Annotated in this window: 20 protein-coding genes and 3 pseudogenes; 19 read left to right on the top strand and 4 right to left on the bottom strand. The window is 33.6% G+C overall.

Features of this window, described 5'->3' with window-relative positions; genetic code table 11:
- Window positions 1-280: 280 nt before the first annotated feature.
- Window positions 281-1138: a glycine betaine ABC transporter substrate-binding protein gene (locus MKX66_RS29775; protein WP_341088093.1), complete on the bottom strand. Its 858-nt coding sequence runs from the start codon at window positions 1136-1138 to the stop codon at window positions 281-283.
- A gap of 247 nt (window positions 1139-1385) precedes the next feature.
- Between MKX66_RS29775 and MKX66_RS29780 the strand changes: the two genes are divergently transcribed.
- Window positions 1386-2591, top strand: coding sequence for a quaternary amine ABC transporter ATP-binding protein (locus tag MKX66_RS29780; RefSeq protein WP_061674714.1), 1206 nt, complete (start codon window positions 1386-1388; stop codon window positions 2589-2591).
- On the top strand, window positions 2584-3414 hold the full coding sequence (locus MKX66_RS29785; RefSeq protein ID WP_341088094.1) for an ABC transporter permease: 831 nt from the start codon (window positions 2584-2586) through the stop codon (window positions 3412-3414). The genes MKX66_RS29780 and MKX66_RS29785 overlap by 8 nt, the downstream gene beginning before the upstream one ends.
- 448 nt (window positions 3415-3862) lie before the next feature.
- Here the strand turns inward: MKX66_RS29785 and MKX66_RS29790 are convergent, their stop codons facing one another.
- Complete coding sequence (locus tag MKX66_RS29790) at window positions 3863-4189, bottom strand: hypothetical protein (protein WP_341088095.1); 327 nt, start codon at window positions 4187-4189, stop codon at window positions 3863-3865.
- Between the two features lie 252 nt (window positions 4190-4441).
- Here MKX66_RS29790 and MKX66_RS29795 point away from each other — a divergent pair.
- The 3 genes and pseudogenes from MKX66_RS29795 to MKX66_RS29805 form a co-directional block, all read left to right on the top strand.
- Window positions 4442-4705: pseudogene (locus MKX66_RS29795) on the top strand (recombinase family protein); the annotation flags it as partial.
- 306 nt (window positions 4706-5011) lie between these two features.
- Window positions 5012-6439: a serine hydrolase domain-containing protein gene (locus MKX66_RS29800; protein WP_341085487.1), complete on the top strand. Its 1428-nt coding sequence runs from the start codon at window positions 5012-5014 to the stop codon at window positions 6437-6439.
- Between the two features lie 215 nt (window positions 6440-6654).
- Window positions 6655-7290, top strand: a pseudogene (locus MKX66_RS29805) (recombinase family protein); the annotation flags it as partial.
- A gap of 305 nt (window positions 7291-7595) precedes the next feature.
- Here MKX66_RS29805 and MKX66_RS29810 read toward each other — a convergent pair.
- Window positions 7596-7895, bottom strand: coding sequence for a hypothetical protein (locus MKX66_RS29810; protein WP_002090721.1), 300 nt, complete (start codon window positions 7893-7895; stop codon window positions 7596-7598).
- Between the two features lie 464 nt (window positions 7896-8359).
- On the opposite strand from MKX66_RS29810, the gene MKX66_RS29815 reads away from it, so the two are divergent.
- The 5 genes from MKX66_RS29815 (at window position 8360) to MKX66_RS29835 (ending at window position 11611) form a co-directional block, all read left to right on the top strand.
- Window positions 8360-9268 carry an acyl-ACP desaturase gene (locus MKX66_RS29815; protein WP_070169563.1) on the top strand — a complete coding sequence of 303 codons (909 nt, stop codon included), beginning with the start codon at window positions 8360-8362 and terminating at the stop codon, window positions 9266-9268.
- A gap of 195 nt (window positions 9269-9463) precedes the next feature.
- On the top strand, window positions 9464-9925 hold the full coding sequence (locus MKX66_RS29820; protein ID WP_002166152.1) for a CarD family transcriptional regulator: 462 nt from the start codon (window positions 9464-9466) through the stop codon (window positions 9923-9925).
- Window positions 9926-10471: 546 nt separating this feature from the next.
- Window positions 10472-10618, top strand: a complete 147-nt coding sequence (locus MKX66_RS29825) for a BC1881 family protein (protein WP_341088100.1) — start codon at window positions 10472-10474, stop codon at window positions 10616-10618.
- Between the two features lie 287 nt (window positions 10619-10905).
- A complete protein-coding gene (locus MKX66_RS29830; RefSeq protein ID WP_085309725.1) occupies window positions 10906-11139 on the top strand; it encodes a hypothetical protein in 234 nt (77 codons plus the stop codon).
- A 238-nt stretch (window positions 11140-11377) separates the two neighbouring features.
- A complete protein-coding gene (locus tag MKX66_RS29835) occupies window positions 11378-11611 on the top strand; it encodes a YuzF family protein (protein WP_341088101.1) in 234 nt (77 codons plus the stop codon).
- Between the two features lie 67 nt (window positions 11612-11678).
- Here the strand turns inward: MKX66_RS29835 and MKX66_RS29840 are convergent, their stop codons facing one another.
- Window positions 11679-11888 (bottom strand): hypothetical protein, encoded by a 210-nt coding sequence (locus MKX66_RS29840; RefSeq protein ID WP_341088165.1) that lies wholly within the window; start codon window positions 11886-11888, stop codon window positions 11679-11681.
- 314 nt (window positions 11889-12202) lie between these two features.
- On the opposite strand from MKX66_RS29840, the gene MKX66_RS29845 reads away from it, so the two are divergent.
- The 9 genes and pseudogenes from MKX66_RS29845 (at window position 12203) to MKX66_RS29885 (ending at window position 20308) form a co-directional block, all read left to right on the top strand.
- Window positions 12203-13132 carry a helix-turn-helix transcriptional regulator gene (locus MKX66_RS29845; protein WP_341088103.1) on the top strand — a complete coding sequence of 310 codons (930 nt, stop codon included), beginning with the start codon at window positions 12203-12205 and terminating at the stop codon, window positions 13130-13132.
- Between the two features lie 97 nt (window positions 13133-13229).
- A complete protein-coding gene (locus MKX66_RS29850) occupies window positions 13230-14171 on the top strand; it encodes an alpha/beta fold hydrolase (protein ID WP_327804700.1) in 942 nt (313 codons plus the stop codon).
- Window positions 14147-14746, top strand: coding sequence for a YdeI/OmpD-associated family protein (locus tag MKX66_RS29855; protein ID WP_341088106.1), 600 nt, complete (start codon window positions 14147-14149; stop codon window positions 14744-14746). Before MKX66_RS29850 ends, MKX66_RS29855 begins: the two co-directional genes overlap by 25 nt.
- A gap of 229 nt (window positions 14747-14975) precedes the next feature.
- Window positions 14976-15200 (top strand): hypothetical protein, encoded by a 225-nt coding sequence (locus MKX66_RS29860; RefSeq protein ID WP_341088108.1) that lies wholly within the window; start codon window positions 14976-14978, stop codon window positions 15198-15200.
- An 819-nt stretch (window positions 15201-16019) separates the two neighbouring features.
- Window positions 16020-18848: an S-layer homology domain-containing protein gene (locus tag MKX66_RS29865; RefSeq protein ID WP_341088109.1), complete on the top strand. Its 2829-nt coding sequence runs from the start codon at window positions 16020-16022 to the stop codon at window positions 18846-18848.
- A gap of 47 nt (window positions 18849-18895) precedes the next feature.
- Window positions 18896-19219, top strand: a complete 324-nt coding sequence (locus MKX66_RS29870) for a hypothetical protein (protein WP_341088112.1) — start codon at window positions 18896-18898, stop codon at window positions 19217-19219.
- A 9-nt stretch (window positions 19220-19228) separates the two neighbouring features.
- Window positions 19229-19500: pseudogene (locus MKX66_RS30975) on the top strand (hypothetical protein); the annotation flags it as partial.
- 20 nt (window positions 19501-19520) lie between these two features.
- Window positions 19521-19844: a hypothetical protein gene (locus tag MKX66_RS29880; RefSeq protein WP_063218035.1), complete on the top strand. Its 324-nt coding sequence runs from the start codon at window positions 19521-19523 to the stop codon at window positions 19842-19844.
- Between the two features lie 140 nt (window positions 19845-19984).
- Window positions 19985-20308 (top strand): hypothetical protein, encoded by a 324-nt coding sequence (locus MKX66_RS29885; protein ID WP_341088117.1) that lies wholly within the window; start codon window positions 19985-19987, stop codon window positions 20306-20308.
- Window positions 20309-20360: the final 52 nt, after the last annotated feature.

Here is a 20360-nt window from a genome sequence, read left to right on the forward strand (position 1 = left end):
ATTTTAGGTATGGTTTGATCCAATGAGACAAAAGCTCAGGTTCCTTTCACTCTTAAGTTGATGGGCATGTAAGGTGACACCTCTCTTAGGTATTGCATACGTACAACATCTATCAAAATAAAAATGAAATAGTTTAAAAAAACTTAGCCCGTAAGGGTTATTTAGCGTGCCATTTTTTCTATATATCCCTTTTTCTTGAAGTTTTACAAAGAAAATTTTACATATTTCTGTATTATGTTTTTCTTAGCTTGATGGCGATGTTGCCGTACCCCATAAATGATTACTTTTTCATCCATGCATCTACTAATTTTTCATTCTTTTTTATCCATTTTTCAGCGGCCTGTTCAGGGTCATTCGATTCATTAATCATGGTCATCAACGTTCCTAGTTGCTCATCGGTCATGTTCCAGTTATCAAAATACTTTATAAGCTCTGGATAATCTTTTTCAAATCCTTTACGAACAGAGTAATAAATATTATCTTTTTCTCCATACACCTTTTTAGGATCTTTTAAATATTTAAGATCAAACTCTGAAAAAGCCCAATGTGGATTCCATAATGTTACTGCAATGGGTTTCTTTTGATTATATGCTTTTTTTAATTCACTCATCATAGCGGCTTCTGAAGATTGAACAAGATTTAGCTCTATCCCATATTTGTTTATCGCTTTATCTGTTAAGCCCATTAAACTGCTGCCAGGTTCAATACCAATGATTTTATTGTTGAATTTATCCTTATTTATATTCAAATCCTCAATACTATTGATATCTGTCATGTATGAAGGAACAACTAAACCAAGACCAGTGCCTTTATACCACGCTGATTTTATTTCAACATCATCCTTATATTTTTCATATAATGGCTTATCAGTAATTGGTAACCAGACCTCTAAGTTGGCATCCACATCTCCTCGTGCTACTCCGGTCCAAACGGCTGCCTTTTCTAAATATAACAATTCAACTTTATAACCCTTTTGCTCAAGTAATACTTTCCACATATTTGCGGTAGCTATGTTTTCTTTCCAACTCGTTACACCAATTTTGATTTTGCCCTTTGCATTACTGTTCAAACCACTACAAGAAGTAGTAATTATACTAATTAATAATAGTATGCACAGAAGCCATATTTTTTTCTTCATCAAGCTCCTCCTAGTCTCTATGATTAGATATTTCTTCTTTAACTAACGCGGAAAATCATTTCAGTAAAGCTAAATATTTTATTTTTATAAATAAATATTTTATAATTATAACTATGAATAATATAAACTAACTATTAATAGCTTAACAAAAAAACAAAAAAAAGTCTTTGATGAACTATTGGAATGTACTATTTGGTTTAGAAATCGTTACAGTATTTGTATAGAATCAAAGAAAAGGAGTGAAAGAATGAAAGAAACGAAATTACGTGTTGAAAACGTTACAAAAGTATTTGGAAAAAATCCTTCTAAAGGAATCGCTTTACTAGAAGAGGGAAAAAGCAAAGCTGCTATATTAAAGGAAACTGGTATGAATATTGGCGTGAACCAGGCAAAATTTGATGTTTATGCTGGTGAAATATTTGTGATTATGGGATTATCCGGTAGTGGGAAATCTACACTTGTTCGTATGTTAAATCAGTTAATCAAACCGACTTCTGGCCATATATATATTGATGGTGAAGATATTGCAACAATGGGAAAAGAATCTCTTCGAAAAGTAAGAAGAAACAAAATGAGTATGGTATTTCAAAAATTCGCCTTATTCCCTCATCGAACGGTTTTACAAAATGTTGCATATGGTTTAGAAATACAAAAAGTATCAAAAGAAGAACGAGAAACAAAAGCGTTAGAATCTCTAAAATTAGTAGGTCTAGAAAACAATAAAGACAGTTATCCGGAACAACTTAGCGGTGGTATGCAGCAGCGTGTTGGTATCGCAAGAGCACTAACAAATAATCCAGATGTCCTACTGATGGATGAATCATTTAGTGCGTTAGATCCGATTATTCGAAAAGAAATGCAAAATGAATTATTAGAACTGCAAGATAAAATGAAAAAAACGATTATTTTTATTACACACGATCTAGATGAAGCACTCCGAATTGGTGATCGTATTGCTTTAATGAAAGACGGAGAAATTGTTCAAATTGGAACACCAGAAGAAATTATGGTGAGCCCTGCAAATGAATTTGTAGAGCAATTTGTTGCTGATGTAAATTTAGGAAAAGTTTTAACCTCTGAATCCATTATGAAAAGACCGGAAACCTTATTAATTGATCGCGGTCCACGTGTTGCACTCCAAATCATGAAAAATGCTAGTGTTTCTAGCGTATATGTAGTGAATAAGAAACATGAGTTTTTAGGTGTCTTAACTGCTGATGATGCTAGTAAAGCTATTAAAAGACAGGTTCCGATAGCGGATTTATTAGTAACAGACATTCCTCCTGTTTATTTAGATACTCTATTAGAAGAAATGTATATAAAAATGGTTAAGACAAAGTTACCTCTTCCTGTTATAGATGATAAACATAGATTACGAGGGATAATAAAGCGTGAAAGTATTATTCAAGCTTTAGCAGGAAATGTAGAGGAAGAGGTGAATGATAATGAATAGTATTCCTCGTATTCCTTTAGGAGAATGGGTTGACACACTTGTTACAAGTTTGTATCAGCATTTCGAAGGGTTTTTCAAAGGATTTTCTTTTATTATCGGGGGATTTGTTGATTTATTAACAAATCTATTAATATTTATCCCAGCCATTATTTTTATTGCAATCACATGCTTATTAGTTTGGTACACCTCCCGTAAAGTTTCACTTATGGTATTTTCTTTAATTGGATTTCTGTTTATCCTTAACATTAGCTATTGGGAACAGACCATGCAAACACTAGCGCTTGTCTTGACGTCAGTTATTATCTCTATCATTATCGGTATACCAATTGGGATTTTGGCATCTCAGAACGGAAGGTTTTCCAAATTTTTAAAACCAACTCTTGATTTTATGCAAACAATGCCTGCATTCGTTTATCTTATTCCGGCAATTACATTCTTTGGTGTTGGAGTAGTACCAGGTATTATTGCATCTGTTATTTTTGCAATGCCACCTACTATTCGCTTTACTGAGTTAGGGATTAGGCAAGTACCAGAAGATTTAATTGAAGCAGCTAATGCCTTTGGTTCAACATCGTCACAGAAACTATTCAAAGTACAGATTCCACTTGCAACTGGAACAATCATGGCTGGTGTAAATCAGAGTATTATGCTTTCTCTATCAATGGTTGTCACTGCATCTCTTGTCGGTGCACCAGGTCTTGGCGTAGACGTTTATCGGTCGGTTACACAAGTTAATATAGGTATGGGCTTTGAAGCAGGCCTTGCTATTGTAGTAATTGCAATTATATTAGATCGAATTACACAAGGTTTTCATAAAAAATAATTCTAATGTACATACTAAAAGTTATCATTTGAAACCGCGAGAAATTTATTGCTTAAAGCTGGTGCAAGTAAGGTAATATTAGTTGGTATTATCCCTTTTAAGTAGACATTGTAAAAAGACTACATTCTTAATGTGGAATGTTACACTATACTTGAAGGGATATTTTAATGGCAAAAAAAGAACAACATTTCAAAAATATGCAGAGACATTTAAATTGAAAGCTGTACATTTGTATAAAAATGTTGGACGGAGTTATGATGCGATTGCTAAAGAACTAAGAATGCCAAGAAAAGAGAATCCATTTGGGTTCTCTTTTTATTTTAAATTTGAGTCCTTAACCTCAAATTTAAAATACGCATTAATAATTGTGATAATTTAACATAAAAAGCCACCTTAACATACAGCAAATACAAAAAAAGACCGGATATTAATATCCGGTCTTTACTTATTATTGATTAACTGGATTTTCACAATATTTCTTTGCAATTGCACTTGCCATATCAATTGCCCTTTGTAGAGTAGCTTGTTTAGAACTAAAATCATAAGGCTCAAATCCAAATTCTTCATAAATTTCAAAGGAGATGCTTGTTACAAGTCTATACTTTGAAGGGATAGCTTCATTATCAATTGTTAAATGGAAATCATAACGATCATCAAAACATAATAGTTCAACTTTGAATGTATTATGTGTGCTTGCTTGGCGAAATTGATAATACTCAACTGGATATAAATAATCACCTTCATTTATGTAGTTAAAGTCTTTAAAAAAAATCATAATCAACGCCCCTCGTGTGTTTTTTTGGGATATTCCCTATTTTTATCATAAACTCTTACCAATTACAAAGTACAGAATCATTAGATTTATTATTTATAGGCGTTTCAAAAACGATGGTTTTTGATAAATATAAAATGAACAAAATTTAATCTTTATAAATCGCTTATCTACGTTATCAAAACTATTGTCAAAATCAAATTAACTTTAATTACCCTTTATGATAAAATCATCTTGTAAAGGTTAGGTGATTTCATGAATTCATACATTTATGGCTATGCAAGGGTAAGTACCCAACAACAAGATTTGATTCGTCAACTAGACATGCTTCAAAATTATAACTGTACTGAAATTTTAACTGAAAAAATAACAGGTACGAAAAGTGATCGTCCATAGCTTACTCGATTAAAAGATAAAATTAGACCTGGTGATACATTAGTTGTTGAAAGCTTTTCTAGATTAGGAAGAAGTACCAAAGATTTAATTGAACTTATTGATTATTTTGAGAATAAGGGAGTTATGTATAATGATAATAAAGTTATTGAATTTTGATTAATAAAAGCTAAGAGCCTTACTACATTCGACGTAGCAGGGCTCTTTAAAGTTGTTTCAAATTACATCCATCTGTTTATATAATACTTAAAAAATGAATAATAAAGTTGTTTACTTCTTATTGAACTAACGCATCTGTTCGTTTAAGTGTAACTCTTCACAATTACTTGATATTATATAGGTGAATAGAAAGATAAATTAAAATTTAGTTTAGTAGTTGTAAAAATAGGTTATTTATATTATTCTCTTAAAATTTTTCAAAAAGGAGAATTTATGAAAAAGATTATTGTTTTTGTATTAACGATATTTATATTATTCTCAGGATTCGCAACACAAAGTTATGCGTTGTCAGATTCGAAATCTGCGGCAATACAAGCGTTGCTAGATGATGCCTGTCGTATATCAGGTGTGCCGGGAATGTCAATCTCAATACTTGCTGATGATGAAGTGTTCTACTTTTCTTCAGGGTATGCAGACCGTGAAAAGGGGGTGTCTGCAAGTGAAAATACACTCTATGAGTTAGCCTCGGTCAGTAAGGCTTTTACCGGTATGGGTATTATGCTGTTGGAAGAGCAAGGGCTGCTCTCAATGACTGACCCTGTCCAAAAATATTTACCTTGGTTTACATTAAAGTATCAAGGGAAACCTGTTGATATGCAAAGTCTTACACTAAATAACTTTCTTTACCATACCAGTGGTCTAACAAATATTAGGCATCTTCAAAATATTCCACAAGGCAATACACCGGATATGTTGCAAAAGACTGTGGAAATGCTCGTGGATGCTGAATTGGCGTTCCCTCCCGGTGAACAGTATAACTATGGAACCGTTAATTATGATGTATTGGGTTTGGTTATTGAGATTGTGTCGCGACAAAGCTATGAAGACTTTATGAAGGAACAGGTATTTCAGCCGTTAGGTCTTCACCAGACGTATGTTTATAAAGAAGATGCTCAAGCCACTGGACAGTTGGCACAGGGCTACCGTTCTTCCTTTTTTATGACAACTCCATTTAAAGCTCCGGATTATGCTGGGAATAAACCCGCAGGCTACATCATTTCTAATACAAAAGATATGGCGCGTTGGATGGGCATACAGATGGGTATCGTGCAGGACATACCCGAAATATTTCACACGGTTATCGAAAAATCACATAGGGGTGATATGTCTGTTTCGGCTGTCAACGGTATGTATTATGCGGCAGGCTGGTCCGTAAACGCCGAACAAACGACTATAGAACACACTGGGGGCAATCCAAATTTCAGAACCGAAGTAGTCATACTGCTAAATGAACGAACAGCCGTCTCCTTGCTGAGCAACGGCGCAAATACCAATATAAATATGGTACTAAAAGTTAAAGATATATTAGAAGGCAATCTAACTCAGTCATATGAAATAAGCGGCACACAGCTTTTGGATATCATTTTGTCGTCTATCACAATTATTCTTTGCCTATTGGCCGTTTTGCTATTTCTCTTAGGATTACGCAGAAGGAAAACGAATGAGCGGCAGCCAATGACAAAAAAGAGAATAACCGTAACAGTTATTTTCCTGATCGCTACGATTGCCCAGGGTATACTGTGCTGTGCTTTCGATTGGTCAACGATACTTATTTGGCAAACATATAGTGTTCTTACAGCTTTGATTTCGTCAGCATTATTAACAGCAAGCATTACATGGTTTGTATACACTCACCGATAAAATACCTCGCTCCCAAGATAAGCATAATGTTAAGTAATTAAATTTCAATTTATCGGTATGCTTAATTTGAAAAACATAAGACACTTCGGTGTCTTTTTTAATATCATCGACAATTTTCCAAGTCAAACCTAATTACTATTGCTTCCACTAACCTGCTCCGTTCGTGGAATAAGGATTTTTAAACAACTATATTATTTTTTAAATGACTTTATTAAAAATTAAACAACTTTATTATTTCTGCACAAGTTAAGCTAATTAGTATTAAAGAACAATTTGATACCAATACACCTCAAGGAAAATTGATGTTAACAGTATTTCAAGCATTCAGCCAGTTTGAAAGAGACTTAATTGCTCAACGTACTAAAGAAGGGCTTGAAAGTGCAAGAGCAAGGGGAAGAGTAGGTGGACGCCCTCGTGTTAAGGATAGTTTCATTCAGAGAGCATTGAAGTTATATGATTCTAAAGAATATAGTATCCAAGAAATTGTAAACATGACAGGTATTAGTCAAGCTACACTCTACCGATATATACGAAAAAATAAGCAAACCGAAAAAGGCGAACAAACTAAAGAACAAACAGCCATTATTCGTATGTTGTTACGTGTGGAAAATAATAATAAATTTGTACAAAGAAAGGGGAAGGTTCGAAAGAATATCGAATCCTTTCTCATATCACAATACAATATGGAACAACGTTCAGGAGAATATATATTTTATGTTCCTTACAAAACAATTTCAGATTTAGAAAAAAAGGTAGATAGCATAATTCGTGAAATTGATTTTGAAGCGGATTTACACAACTGTTTTACGGAGTTAGATGTGTACTGTGATGAATTGGAGCTACAATGGTAAAAGTAGCATCTCTCCTATGAGAAATCCTACTTTTTCTCTGGTTGTAAGAATCTTGGAGTTTTTGCATCAGAACAGTATTATGTATATCAAGAAAAAATAAAAGACAACTCCAATTAAGGGTTGTCTTTTTGTGTAATAAAATTCACAAAATCTGAAGATATACAAACGACTAGAATACGTTATGGTTGTTATTATAACAAAAACGAATAGTATTGCGAATAAAAAGAATATTAGAGTGAGTTTTGGGCTTTTAGTTAACAAAGCTTCGAAAATAAACATTTTATAAAGGTTTCCTTTAAATATGATTATTGTATTTCGAGGGTTTCTTTAGAAATCTTAGCTATATATTTTACAAAATCAATGACGGGATAGTGTATGAGGGAACGATGTTGCGCAAAACGAACCCCTTCTTTTTCCATTTCCGAAATGATTTGTTCAATTTTCAACTCTTTTTGTTGTATTCTATTATAATTTTGATATACAATGTTTTTCCATTTATAAGAAGAACCGTGAAAATAACTCTCTCCTTTTACCGTGTGACTGAATATTATTTCTATTTTTTCTCTACGTTGTTTTTCCTTCATATGCGCTTCCGTTGACTGCATGTTTATCGCCTCTTCCCTTTGTGTTGTATACTGTTTCACAAAATCGGTCTAACTCATCATAGCCAATGTACATTGTTCTTGTTGGGAATTGTCGTTTAAGGCTATCTCATCAACTGTATTTGTTTTTCAAGCGCTTAATCTAATATATTGGATCTTACGTCTAAATAAGTTGTTAGTGTGTATAAAACACTATCAATCTTTATTATAAAACGATTCTTTATAGGCATGCACCTTTTTACACTCACCAAGATTTACAACATGACGAGTATCTTCATCCATGAATGTTATCCTCAGTATCCCTTTTTATATGAAAAAATCATATAAAAACACAGGGCTCTTAAAGAATTTTGTTACAAATTTATTATGTTTGACTTTAAAAAAGGAACGTACTATTTATTTGTAGAAAATTTTAAGAGTAAAAATAGAATGACTATTTATATGATAAGAAAAGGGGGCACTTATAGATGCTAACAAATGATTTAGATTTCCGATTAGAACCACGTTTAAAAGAACTGTATGAACAACATAAAATAAGAGCGCAGAAGATAGACTGGGGTTATCATGAGTTTTTACCGTGGGATAAGGGAATGGACTTTAAAAGAGTTCCTTGGGATGAAAGTCAAGTTACTCTTCCTTCTGGTGTAATTACGGCCATCGAAACAGCTTTATTAACAGAAGTGAATTTACCATGGTTTACAACGTATTTATCTGCGACTTTTAAAGGATCCCTTTCTGTTATTACAGACTTTATTCATACTTGGACCTCAGAAGAGGATCAACATTCGAATTTATTGGAGACATATTTACTACTCACACGAAGTGTGAACCCTAAACGAATACATGAATTAAGAAAGTCAGTCGTTGAGGGTGGATTTGAGCCTGATTTTCATACACCAATCGAAGCAATGACGTATACGACGCTACAAGAACTTGCAACGATGGTGTTTTACAATAATGTAGCTAAGGTTGCAAGTAAGCACGATCCAGATCTTGCTACATTATTACGCCGTCTTGCAAAAGATGAAACTCTTCATTATGCGTTTTATCGAGACGTCATTCGAACACATTTGGAATTGGAACCTAATTATTGCTATCATATTGCCAATGTGATTAAGAATTTTAAAATGCCAGGTGCCGTCATGCCTGATTTTGAAAATAGAATGGCTGTGATTGCAAAAGAAGCGAATTATGGACCACTACAATATTTTGATCAAGTACTTGATGTAGTGGTTGATTATTGGGGGTTAAAAGACTTACGACCAATTGCACCTTTAGCTGAAAAAGCAAGAATTGAGATTTTGGAATACCACACAAGATTGAAAAAAATACGGGATCGATTTGGTCGTTTTCAAGGGAAAACTGATCTACGTTAATGAGTAGAGATTTCTGAATATAAGCGGGGGAATCTGACACACTCCCTATTGTTTTTGGGGTGTTTTTTACTTAATTTAATTTTTGTCAAAAAAGTAGTTGACGATAAAAACAATTTTATGATATTATAAAATATTTGATAAAAAATCACATATATGTTAAGGTTGAGAAGGTTACCATATATGGAGGTGGATTATATGTTTCAAATTGGCGATAACATTGTTTATCCAATGCACGGAGCAGGTATAATTGAAGCCATAGAAGAAAAAGAATTCTCAGGAAAAAAACAACAGTATTATGTTATAAAAATGTCGATCAGTAATATGCAAGTCATGATTCCTATGGGGAAAATATTAAGTTCGAGTATACGCCCAGTTACTGATATACTTGCATTAAAACACATTATACAAATTTTTCAGCATGGAGAATCAGATAAATTATTGCCGTGGAAACAAAGGTATAAAGTGAACACGGACAAAATAAAAACGGGTGAAATACAAGAAGGTGCTGAAGTTGTACGTGATTTAATGCGTATGAAGAAAGAAAAGGCACTTAATACAAGCGAAAAAAAAATGTTGGATAACGCACATGAATTTTTGATTAGTGAACTAGGATTAATTAAAGGAATCACTGAAAATCAAATAAAAAGTTTCTGTTAAGATTCATTATAGATAATGTATTACATCCCCCGAAAATATCCTGAATTTTTCGGGAATATGATGATTATTAAAAGTAAATCATTTCAAAGACATTCAACTTCTTTAACTCACTTTTAGAGTAGGAACCTCTTTTGTTATTACTTCAATCTAATCCATTTTTATTTTTAAATTTCTTTTACGAACGTTCGAAGTTTCATCAAATAACTCGATTAAATAGTAACTTGATTTTTGCAATCCTGATTCACACTGGCACGGACAAGGAGCCGTAAGGATGAAAGAGAGGTAGGGCTTTCATTGTTTTAGGTAATATACTATCTAAGTCATTATTTCTAGAAGAAAAAACAATCAATCTCACCGCTATCTTTAAGAATTTCTTACATCTACTGAGACAGTGAATAGTAATTGTTTATCTTCTTTACGTAAAATTGATAAGCAAACTGGTAACACCATATGGTCAACTACAAAAAATGGTTTCCGGACCAGGAAACCATTTTAAATTTCATTTACATAACAATAATAAATTAAGCAGTAAGAAGGAGTGCACACATGAAAAAAACGTTAACAAAAGAATTAAGTAATGAATTAAAGAAGCGGGAAGGGGTCATTTCTATTACAGTTGAGCCTTATGAAAAAATCGAAGTTGGTGGAATTCGTGTAGATGGACCAGCTGTTATTCTAATTAATCAAGAATAGTTGAATACACGAAGAAAAGGATCAGCCTTTAAAAGAAGGGAGGATCCTTTTTGTTTGCTGCAGCTAATATGGGATATACATAATTTTTATCTGATGTGTTGGGGTTAAAAGAAAGGAGAGGGGCGGGATTATCATGGTGGAAAGCTTAATATTGGTAGGATTTCTTTTTACGTTATATGAATTAGTTGATAAAAAAACAAACTAATTATTTAAAACGAGATATTGTTTCCTTTTTAAGGGCGAGATTTATTTGATAGTGAAATGGATAGTGTAAAGGAGGAATTTAGATGGATGCAAGGAAAGAACGCATAAAATACGAGAAGATGTCAAAGAACTATGAACGTATTTATTTAGTTTCGTTTCTCCTATTAATTGTACTTGTTTGTAGTAGTGTAATTATCATAGGAGCTACAGGGGGAACATATGGAGTGTTTTTGTTGTTAGCAATTTTACTTAACGCACGTATTACTAAAGAATCTCAAAAAAAGTATGAGCAGTATTCTAATAAAGGGCGTATTTAAAATGATACATATCTTGAAAGGAACAACCTGGATGTACATGCAAAGCATCCCGATATCATCACCTATTAACTAGTAAAAGTGACCTTATATAAATAATTTTTTAGCAATTTAGAAATAGAAAACGTACCTTATTAAAATGTTATTTTCGTTCACATAATGATTTATCCTTCTAGCATATTTATAAGATTTATATCATATATTAAGAGAAAGAATGTAAGTTAGAAAGGAGTCTTATAGAATGAGTTATTTGGAGGGAAATGACTTTAGTGAACAAAATATGGTAAGTATACCTAATCCCTACGTATATGAGACATTACAATCGGTAATTGGTAAACATGTGGTTATTGAAACTGTAAGAGGTAATGTAAGAGGAAAGTTAAAGGATGTGAAACCCGATCATTTACTCATTGAAGATACGGTACCGTATATTGTACGCATTCAACAAATTGTATGGATTATGCCAAAACAATAATCAAATTACATCTAATTAGATTTATAACAGATTAGCGTCATAGACGACCAAATAAAAACACAGGGTTTTATCTCTGTGTTTCTTCAAATTTTCGTTTTTGAATATATGCTTGCGCATGAATAATTTCTTCCTGAAGCTCTTTTAATTCTTTCATAGATTCTGATTCAATAGCCATGTAAGTAGTAACTAAACTGATCATCATATCCATCTTCTCTACGAGTTTTGGAACAAATAATAATATGTGCGCTCTTTTAACTTTGTTCAGCAATCGGGCCAGATTGCGGAAGATTAGTTATAATATTTTTACTCTATCTAACACTACAGTAAACTGTAGTGTATAATTTATTGTTCAAATAAATTTCTTCTAAACTCTTCTTGACATTCATTATTTAGATGCTATTTTAGATGGAACTAGCTAAATTTTATTTGGATGTAATGGATAAAAAAGATAGTAGCAATATAATAAATAAACTATAAATATTACCGTGACATCAAGACATTCAGCGATCATAAGCATGATATGTTAAAAAGTGCTTTGATAAATATACATTATACTCTAGAATATGCCAAACATATATTAAGGAGATGAATATGAAAATAGAACGTATGCTGACAATCATTGTTATATTACTTAATAGAAGTCGAATATCGGCAAAAGAACTTGCGGAAAAGTTTGAAGTTTCAGTTCGAACGATTTACAGAGACATTGAAGCTATTAATATGACTGGTATTCCAGTTATATCATACCCTGGGAATAATGGCGGTTTTGGTATTAGGGAGAATTATAAATTAAACCATCAGTTGCTGACACTAAACAATTTGTGTTCCATACTTTCAGCACTTGAAGGTGTTAACTCAACATTTGAGGATGTTGAGCTTGAATCATCCATAGAAAAACTGCGAAATATTATTCCACAGGATAAAACTCATCATCTTGACCTGCATATGGAGCAAATCATAATTGGTATGCAGCCCTGGGCATACACCTCAAAACAAAAAGAGCTGGTCAAAAACATCCGGAATGCTATCACTCAATCACAATTGATTACAATTATATATAGAAACTATGCAAACGAAACAAGTACAAGGCAGATAGAACCGATGTCATTAATCTTCAAAGGTTATACATGGTACCTGTTTGGCTTTTGTCACTTAAAAACAAATTTCAGGGTATTCAGGATTTCACGCATTATTGACTTGCAGATTGAAGATGTACTATTCAAGCGTAGGGAAAAGTCATATCAAGAAATTGAAGAGGCATCAAAGAAGCAGGTCTCTTTAACCAGCATTACATTAAAATTCGTACCTCAGGTGAGGTCCCGAGTTGAAGATATTTTTGACAAAGAAAATATTGAAATTCTGAACACAGGTGAACTGATTGTGACTGCACAATTTCCAGAGAAGGAATTGTATTTCGCATTGATATTCAGTTTTGGCGAACACGTCGAAGTGTTAGGTCCTGAAAGGGTACGCCAAGCTGTTGCATCTAGAATAAAATCGATGCATGAAAAATATCAATAAAATTTTTTTTCAAACCTGACATGCTAGTGTCACACCACGATGCTACTATGCTAACTGTAACAGTCTTTTAGTACAGTTAGTAATAGGAGGTAATATGATGATTAATAAAACTGATTTTCCCAATCCTACCCTTATTTCAGTCAACGGTGTGGAACTCGAAGTCTTTGAAGCAGGCCGACAAAATTTAGGGAAACCTATTGTACTCTGTCATGGCTGGCCAGAGCATGCCTTTTCTTGGCGCCATCAGGTGCCCGCCCTTGTCGCAGCGGGCTACCATGTCATCGTCCCAAACCAACGGGGTTATGGCAACTCATCCCGTCCGAGCGAAGTAACAGACTATGACATTGAACACTTGTCGGGTGATCTCATCGCACTTCTTGATCACTACGAATACGAAGATGCCACCTTTGTCGGTCATGATTGGGGTGCAATGGTCGTTTGGTGGCTGACCTTATTGCATCCAAACCGTGTAAATAAAGTGATAAATCTGAGCATGCCTTACCAAGAGCGCGGAGGAAGACCCTGGATCGAGTTCATGGAAGAAATACTTGGCGGCGACTACTATTTTGTCCACTTCAATCGACAGCCGGGTATCGCAGACGCCGTATTAGAAGAAAATACCTTCCAGTTCCTTCGTAACATTTACCGGAAGAACGAGCCACCCAGAGCGCCTCAGCCAGGTATGGCGATGATTAATCTTGCCAGAGCAGAAACACCACTCGGTGAACCCATAATGAGCGACAGCGAACTGGCCGTTTTCGTCTCCGCCTTCAAATCATCAGGCTTCACGGCAAGTATAAATTGGTACAGGAACCTTGACCGCAACTGGCGCTTATTGGCGGACGTGAACCCAATCATCAAACAGCCTGCACTTATGATCTATGGCGACCGGGATGTGATCCCGAAGTTTGAAAAACTAACGGAGTTCGTGCCCAATGTGGAAGTGGTCAATCTGGATTGCGGTCATTGGATCCAGGAAGAAAAGCCGGAAGAAACAAACCAAGCGATTTTAAAATGGCTGGAACAATGGGAGATGTAATTTTTTTCAACAACCAAGAAGAGTTTAACGATTGGTTAGAAGAACACCATGCTGAAGCTAGTGAAATTTGGGTGGGCTTTTTCGGGATAAGTACAGGGCGTGCAAGCCTTACTTGGTCTTCATCAGTAGATGCCGCTCTTTGTTTTGGGTGGATTGACGGTATACGAAAAACCATGGATAAACAAAGCTATAAGATTCTCTTTACTCCGCGCAAAGTAAATAGTGTATGGAGTGCTGTGAACGTAAAGAAGGTACAAGCACTAATACAGCTTGGAAAGATGAGACCAGAAGGAATGCACGTCTTTAACAACAGAACCGATGCACAAGGCTATTCCTCTGAACAAAGAAACGTGGAACTTGCCAAAGAATATGAAGAACAAATCAAGGCAAATCAAACAGCCTGGCTATTCTTCACTAATTTATCACCATCCTATAAAAGAGATTCTATCTGGTGGGTAATGAGCGCCAAGAAAGAAGAAACACGATTAAGAAGGCTTGGAATATTGGTCGCTTTATCTGAAGAAGGGCTAAAAATTCCAATATTGCAAAAAAACAATAGAAATATTACAAAATAAGGAAAGATAGATAACGAAGGAATCGTTAAAAGGATTTTAGGTACTGCATAATACTTTTGAAATTAAACTTTAATTTCAATTAAGACACTCATGTAGAAAATAGGTGTCTTTTTTTTTATAGGCCAGATTGTGGTATAACAATACACATTATAATTAGGGATTAATATTAAAATATAAAAAATTATGAAATAATAAACTAAAGTCCGTCTTCAATTGAGGGAGAACTAAGTTGAAAATTATTAAAGTAATGTTTGCTTTAATTATAGTAGCGATTTCAATGTACGGATTAATGACAAAGGATTTTTCATATGGTCCAATATCATCTTTATTGCTTGGAATTCTCTTTGCAATTATGGGAATTGAAGAATATAAAATGAAAGGAAAAAATGGTTTGGGAAAGTTTCTTATAATAGGATCTTTGTTAATTATTGTGCTGGCTCTTTTTAGTTTTTAATTATGTTTGAGTGGCATTAACAACTAATGGAATACTAATGAGCAATTCGAAAACATTGTAGGTTGTTATTCTATAATTGGGCACAATTCTGTATAGGGATTGTAGCTTATTCAGGAATAGGGCGCTTTTCCGGAGTAATAATAAAATCCCAATTATCTCAATTTTAATGCGAAAAATTGGGGTTTTTTATATTTACTTATAGTGCAAAATAACACTTAAAATAAGCGCATTTTACCTCCTAAAGTGACAACTAATAATATCAAGGAAAGGATTTCTTCTCAATAGGGTACACTCTATCGAGAAGGTAAATATGCAATTGTGCATATTTATATTTTTTTATTTTAATAGTAATGAAATCTAATATATAATTAAAAAGTTTTTTACGAATTGATAAGGAGATGCGAGTATGAAGAAAATCATAGGACTTATATTATCATTATTTTAATTATTTTCTACCTATGCACCAATGTTTACAGAGGAAGTCGAAGTTTTAAATCAAATAGGCCGCGTCAAAGAGAAAGGAGATTGGTATTATTATGGATCTCGTCAACATAATGCGAATTTTACACTAAGGGATTTTCAAATTAAAAAACTTGGTTTTACTGTATATTAAGAAGGTTCCATAAACGGGCTACTACATTTAAAAAATGAAACATCTTATAAATTAATTATTGTTTAGACAGAATGACTTAGGTTGTCCTTATGCGAAATATCAGTATGAATAGAAATTTGATAATTATATAAAACGCCGTAAATGAAGGATAAAATAAGTGCTGATTTTGCAATTATATTTTTATAAAATTGAATAGGAGATCTATTATGAATACAATTAAGAAATTATTTTTAAGTTCTGTGGTATGTATTTTATTATTCAGTACAGTAGGAACAGCGTATGCAGAACAAAATGGTCAAGCGAATTCATCATCTTTTATTGACGTTCCTAAAACCCACTGGGCATATCAAGAAATGATGTATATGGCTGAGAATAAGATTATAACAGGATACGGAAATGGATATTTCGGTGCTACGGATCCTATTACTCGCGAACATCTTGCTGCTTTTCTGTATCGATATTTAAAACCGCAAGATAGTACAAATAATCCATTCGTTGATATTGGTGACAGTAATTTTAAAAGAGAAATTTTGGCACTTACTGCACGAGGCATATTTAGCGTAAATGTGGAGAAACAATTTAATCCGAAAAATAATATGACGCGTGCTGAAATGGCTACTGTACTTGTCAGAACATTCGATTTAAAACCGCAAGGGAATTTTGAATTTACGGATATGAAAGGTCACTGGGCCAACGAATATGTCAAAATATTAGCTGGGAACAAAATAACAAATGGTACTGGGGACGGCAATTTTAATCCAAATGGAATTGTCACAAGAGAGCAATTTTCTATGTTCTTATATAGGACAATTATGGCAACATCAGGTATAAAAAATAATGACGCGGTTGGCTGGGTTGTAGATGGAGAAAAGAAATACTATTATGACAAACCAGGCGTGAAACATACTGGATTGTTGCGTTCAGGGGATGATACATATCTCTTCGATAAAAATGGTAATCTAGCTTCGGGATGGAATACTGTAGACGGAAAAGACTACTATTTTGATAAGGTAAGTGGAGCTGCACAAAAAGGATGGTTCTCTCAAACTACCCATTGGTATTATGCAGACGATAACGGTGTTATTCAAAAAGGCGATGTAACCTACAAAGGAAAACAATTCCAATTTGATAGAACAGGTAAAATGGTAAAAGGGTGGATAACAATTCAATCCCTCGACCAAAATATCTACAAATCAAGAACAGTTGTAAGGGGATTTGACCCTATAAAAGTTAGAGATGATGAAATTCTTGAAGTAGTAGGGGAAGACGGTCCTCTATGGTTTAAGGTGAACTACAATGGTCAAACATACGTTGTGCAAAAATTATTTGCAGTCGTGTTTGATCAATCTCTATCTAATAAAATAGATACGATTCGTCATGATATTGATGATTTAAAAACGAGTACTGAATTAGTAAAAAAATATTCCGAACGCTATAAAAAAGCAAAAGAAACTAAAAATTATGATGCGGCTTTAGTTGAATCAAGTGAATTCGCACAAAGTGTCTCTCAATTACTAACGACACTAAAAAAATCTGAATTGAAGAATACTGTAGATAAGATTTATGAAAAAGAAGCTGATCCAGCTGTAAGAGAAAAATACAATTCTACTATCGCAACTTTAGAGATGATGAATGAGGATTTTGGGAAAATCCATAAATTAATGCTACTAAAAGATAGCATTATGGTGATAGATAAAGCGAATCAGGATTCAGGTAATATTATTCAACAAATTCAAGAAGGCAAATATTTGGTACAGCAGGACAAAGCTAACCTTCAAAACTATGTGAATGGTTTAACGGATTATAAAAATAATATGACAGCCTATAAAAAACAAATGGTGGAATGGTATGCAGATGCTTTGACTGCTGTAACTGAACTCACGATAGCGCTGATTGACCAAACGAGTTTTTACTGGCTTACAATCAATGATACATTTGTTGAACCGGCAGAAAAATGGGTTGGCACATTACCAAAAGGTGAAATCAGTAAATTTGCAGATGGTGTTCGGGACTACGGACAGCAAGTTACAGCTATGCATGAAGGGTTTAAAAGCAGATTACCTGAATATAAACAAATGGCTTCTGATTTACGTGTTGTGAATCAAAGTTTTCTTAAATTTGGAGATTCTGTACAGAAAGCTGGGGCATCACTTCATAAACAAGCAGTAATGGCTGATGGACTAATTAATAGTGTCTCAACGCATGTTGCAGAAGCCCAACAAGCATTTCCAACACTACATACAGATATGATGTCTGGATTAGATGCTGCCAATAACATTATGGACTCTGCTAATAAGATTTCAGGCTATAAAATAGATACGTCTAATATAGCTAAAAATGTTGGAAACATGGATGGTTTATCTACTCGCCTCAAAGATTTTGGTGTACCACCTGAAAAAATGGAAGAGTTTTTGGCAGAACAGAAGCGTACAAATGAACTTGGATCGATGTCACTTGATTTCATGCCAGTTATTGGGCAAATCAAACAAGGGCTACAACTCATTAACGGCAAAGAATATTTCACTGATAGAGAGTATGACAAAAATGACTATGTATGGGGAACCGTTTCTACTGTTTTTGGTGGGGCTCCTAAAGTTATTGGACGTGTATTCGGTAAATATGGTGAGTTAGAACAAAAAGCGAAGGAATTAGGAAAAGTATCAAAGGTAACGGAAGAGATTGGTTGGAGCATGCCAAGAGGCGGCGGAGTCATTAATGGGCGTAAGTATACTGAACATGCGCTTGAAAGAATGGCACCTGACACAGTTCAAGTTCGAGCGGAACTTACAAAACGTGCACGTGAGAGAGCTGAAAGAAAAGGGTATACATTCGGATCAGATAAATACATGGAGGAATTAAAAAAAGTTGATCCTCGGGGAATGACTCCAAATGTAGTTGAAGATATTATAAAAACTGGTACTCGTAAACCAGGAGAAAATCCTGGTACTTGGAAATATGTTAGAGAAGATGGCTACGTAGTTATAAATGATAAAGGTGATGTTATCACAGCTGTTCCCGCAAATACAAAAGAATAGAATGAATAGTATAGTAAATAATCTATGATAAAAAGGGTTGAGGAATATTGGATATTAAACATGATAAGTACGAGTTATTAGAAATTTTCGAGAGTGAACCAGAAGATTATTATATTCCAGGTGCGGGTGCGTATAGATATAGTAAAATCGATAAACTAGGATTTGAACTGGTTATGAATATGTTCTATTATGATGCAACAGTTGAATTGATAATGCTATACGAAGACAAACGTATCATAGAAACCAAGATGGAATCGGTGAAAGAGATATATACTCGTAATGATTCACTATACATTCTAGGTACAGAAGAAAAGAAAAAAATCAAAGTAAAATTCAAACCATATTTTACAGTTACAATAAATGAGTTTTAAAAACTTAAAATCAATGATTGTAAATATTCTGAGCATGCTTTAGAAAGAATGGCTCCCGATATAATACAAGTACGCGCTGAATTAGAGGGCTTGTACCTGGTACACAGAAATTTAAAGAATTTGTGGATCCTAGAGGTATTACACCTTCTGTAGTAGAGGATATAATTAAAAATGGGACAAAAAAACCTGGAAATAAACCTGATTCATGGGAACATACTGGACGCGACGCTAGAGTCATTACTAATGGTAAAGGTGATGTAGTAACCGTTGTCCCTTATTAAGGATAAAAGGAGCCATCGCAATGGGAATTATTTATGATGAATTGGAATTATTAGAGATTTTCTGTAATGAACATACGGTGATAGATGCTGATGCAAGTATATATAGTTACAACTCAACAGATACGTCAGGATATACCTTGGAATTATTTATATCTGTTTATGAAAACTATGTAAGCCTTGAATTGACGCATGAGAACTTAAAATCACTTATTTACGATATTGTAGTGGTTAATGTAAATAGAATAAAAACTTCGGAAAATACTTTGAAAGTTTACGATGAAAGCGAAAAACAACTATTACAAATTTCTTTTAAACCAAATTTTTCATTACAAACTAAATTTTAAAATAATAAAAAGGGTCATTTTCTTGATCCTTTTTATTTTATGTTTAAAATTTAAAACACCATACATATTCACATTCTATAAAAAATGGGACATGAAAATATGGAGATTAGTACCATTAATTGCAGAAAGTAGGTTAAAAATTGAACATAAAATATGATAAGTATGAGTTATTAGAGCTATTTGAGAGTGAACCAGAAGACTTTTTAATTGAAGGTGCAGGTGTATATCTGTATCGTAAAATGGATCACTTAGGATTTAAATTAATAATGATTATGTCAGTTTATGAAAATACAATTAAATTAAGTCTTTCTTATAATGAAGGATGTGTATTTGACGTTAATATGGAAGTTGTAGAAAGAGTCTATACTCGCAATGAAATACTCCATATTCAGTGCTATGAAGAGAAAAAAGCAATTGAAGTGAGATTCAAACCACATTTTGCAATTAATATTAGAGAATTCTAATCAAAAAATCGTAGGAATTATCATTTCCTACGATTTTTATTATTAAATACTT

Origin of the sequence: Bacillus sp. FSL R9-9530, from assembly GCF_038008145.1 — a bacterium.
Classification (GTDB): Bacteria; Bacillota; Bacilli; order Bacillales; family Bacillaceae_G; genus Bacillus_A; species Bacillus_A mycoides.

What these genes read in the sequence shown, in the direction of transcription:
- MKX66_RS29810 (WP_002090721.1), bottom strand. Translation starts at nt 7,895, where the DNA reads ATGCAGTCAACGGAAGCGCATATGAAGGAAAAACAACGTAGAGAAAAA.
- MKX66_RS29775 (WP_341088093.1), bottom strand. Translation starts at nt 1,138, where the DNA reads ATGAAGAAAAAAATATGGCTTCTGTGCATACTATTATTAATTAGTATA.
- MKX66_RS29790 (WP_341088095.1), bottom strand. Translation starts at nt 4,189, where the DNA reads ATGATTTTTTTTAAAGACTTTAACTACATAAATGAAGGTGATTATTTA.
- MKX66_RS29830 (WP_085309725.1), top strand. Translation starts at nt 10,906, where the DNA reads ATGGATGCAAGGAAAGAACGCATAAAATACGAGAAGATGTCAAAGAAC.
- MKX66_RS29855 (WP_341088106.1), top strand. Translation starts at nt 14,147, where the DNA reads ATGGCTGGAACAATGGGAGATGTAATTTTTTTCAACAACCAAGAAGAG.
- MKX66_RS29785 (WP_341088094.1), top strand. Translation starts at nt 2,584, where the DNA reads ATGAATAGTATTCCTCGTATTCCTTTAGGAGAATGGGTTGACACACTT.
- MKX66_RS29880 (WP_063218035.1), top strand. Translation starts at nt 19,521, where the DNA reads ATGGGAATTATTTATGATGAATTGGAATTATTAGAGATTTTCTGTAAT.
- MKX66_RS29780 (WP_061674714.1), top strand. Translation starts at nt 1,386, where the DNA reads ATGAAAGAAACGAAATTACGTGTTGAAAACGTTACAAAAGTATTTGGA.
- MKX66_RS29835 (WP_341088101.1), top strand. Translation starts at nt 11,378, where the DNA reads ATGAGTTATTTGGAGGGAAATGACTTTAGTGAACAAAATATGGTAAGT.
- MKX66_RS29820 (WP_002166152.1), top strand. Translation starts at nt 9,464, where the DNA reads ATGTTTCAAATTGGCGATAACATTGTTTATCCAATGCACGGAGCAGGT.
- MKX66_RS29815 (WP_070169563.1), top strand. Translation starts at nt 8,360, where the DNA reads ATGCTAACAAATGATTTAGATTTCCGATTAGAACCACGTTTAAAAGAA.
- MKX66_RS29800 (WP_341085487.1), top strand. Translation starts at nt 5,012, where the DNA reads ATGAAAAAGATTATTGTTTTTGTATTAACGATATTTATATTATTCTCA.
- MKX66_RS29865 (WP_341088109.1), top strand. Translation starts at nt 16,020, where the DNA reads ATGAATACAATTAAGAAATTATTTTTAAGTTCTGTGGTATGTATTTTA.
- MKX66_RS29825 (WP_341088100.1), top strand. Translation starts at nt 10,472, where the DNA reads ATGAAAAAAACGTTAACAAAAGAATTAAGTAATGAATTAAAGAAGCGG.
- MKX66_RS29845 (WP_341088103.1), top strand. Translation starts at nt 12,203, where the DNA reads ATGAAAATAGAACGTATGCTGACAATCATTGTTATATTACTTAATAGA.
- MKX66_RS29850 (WP_327804700.1), top strand. Translation starts at nt 13,230, where the DNA reads ATGATTAATAAAACTGATTTTCCCAATCCTACCCTTATTTCAGTCAAC.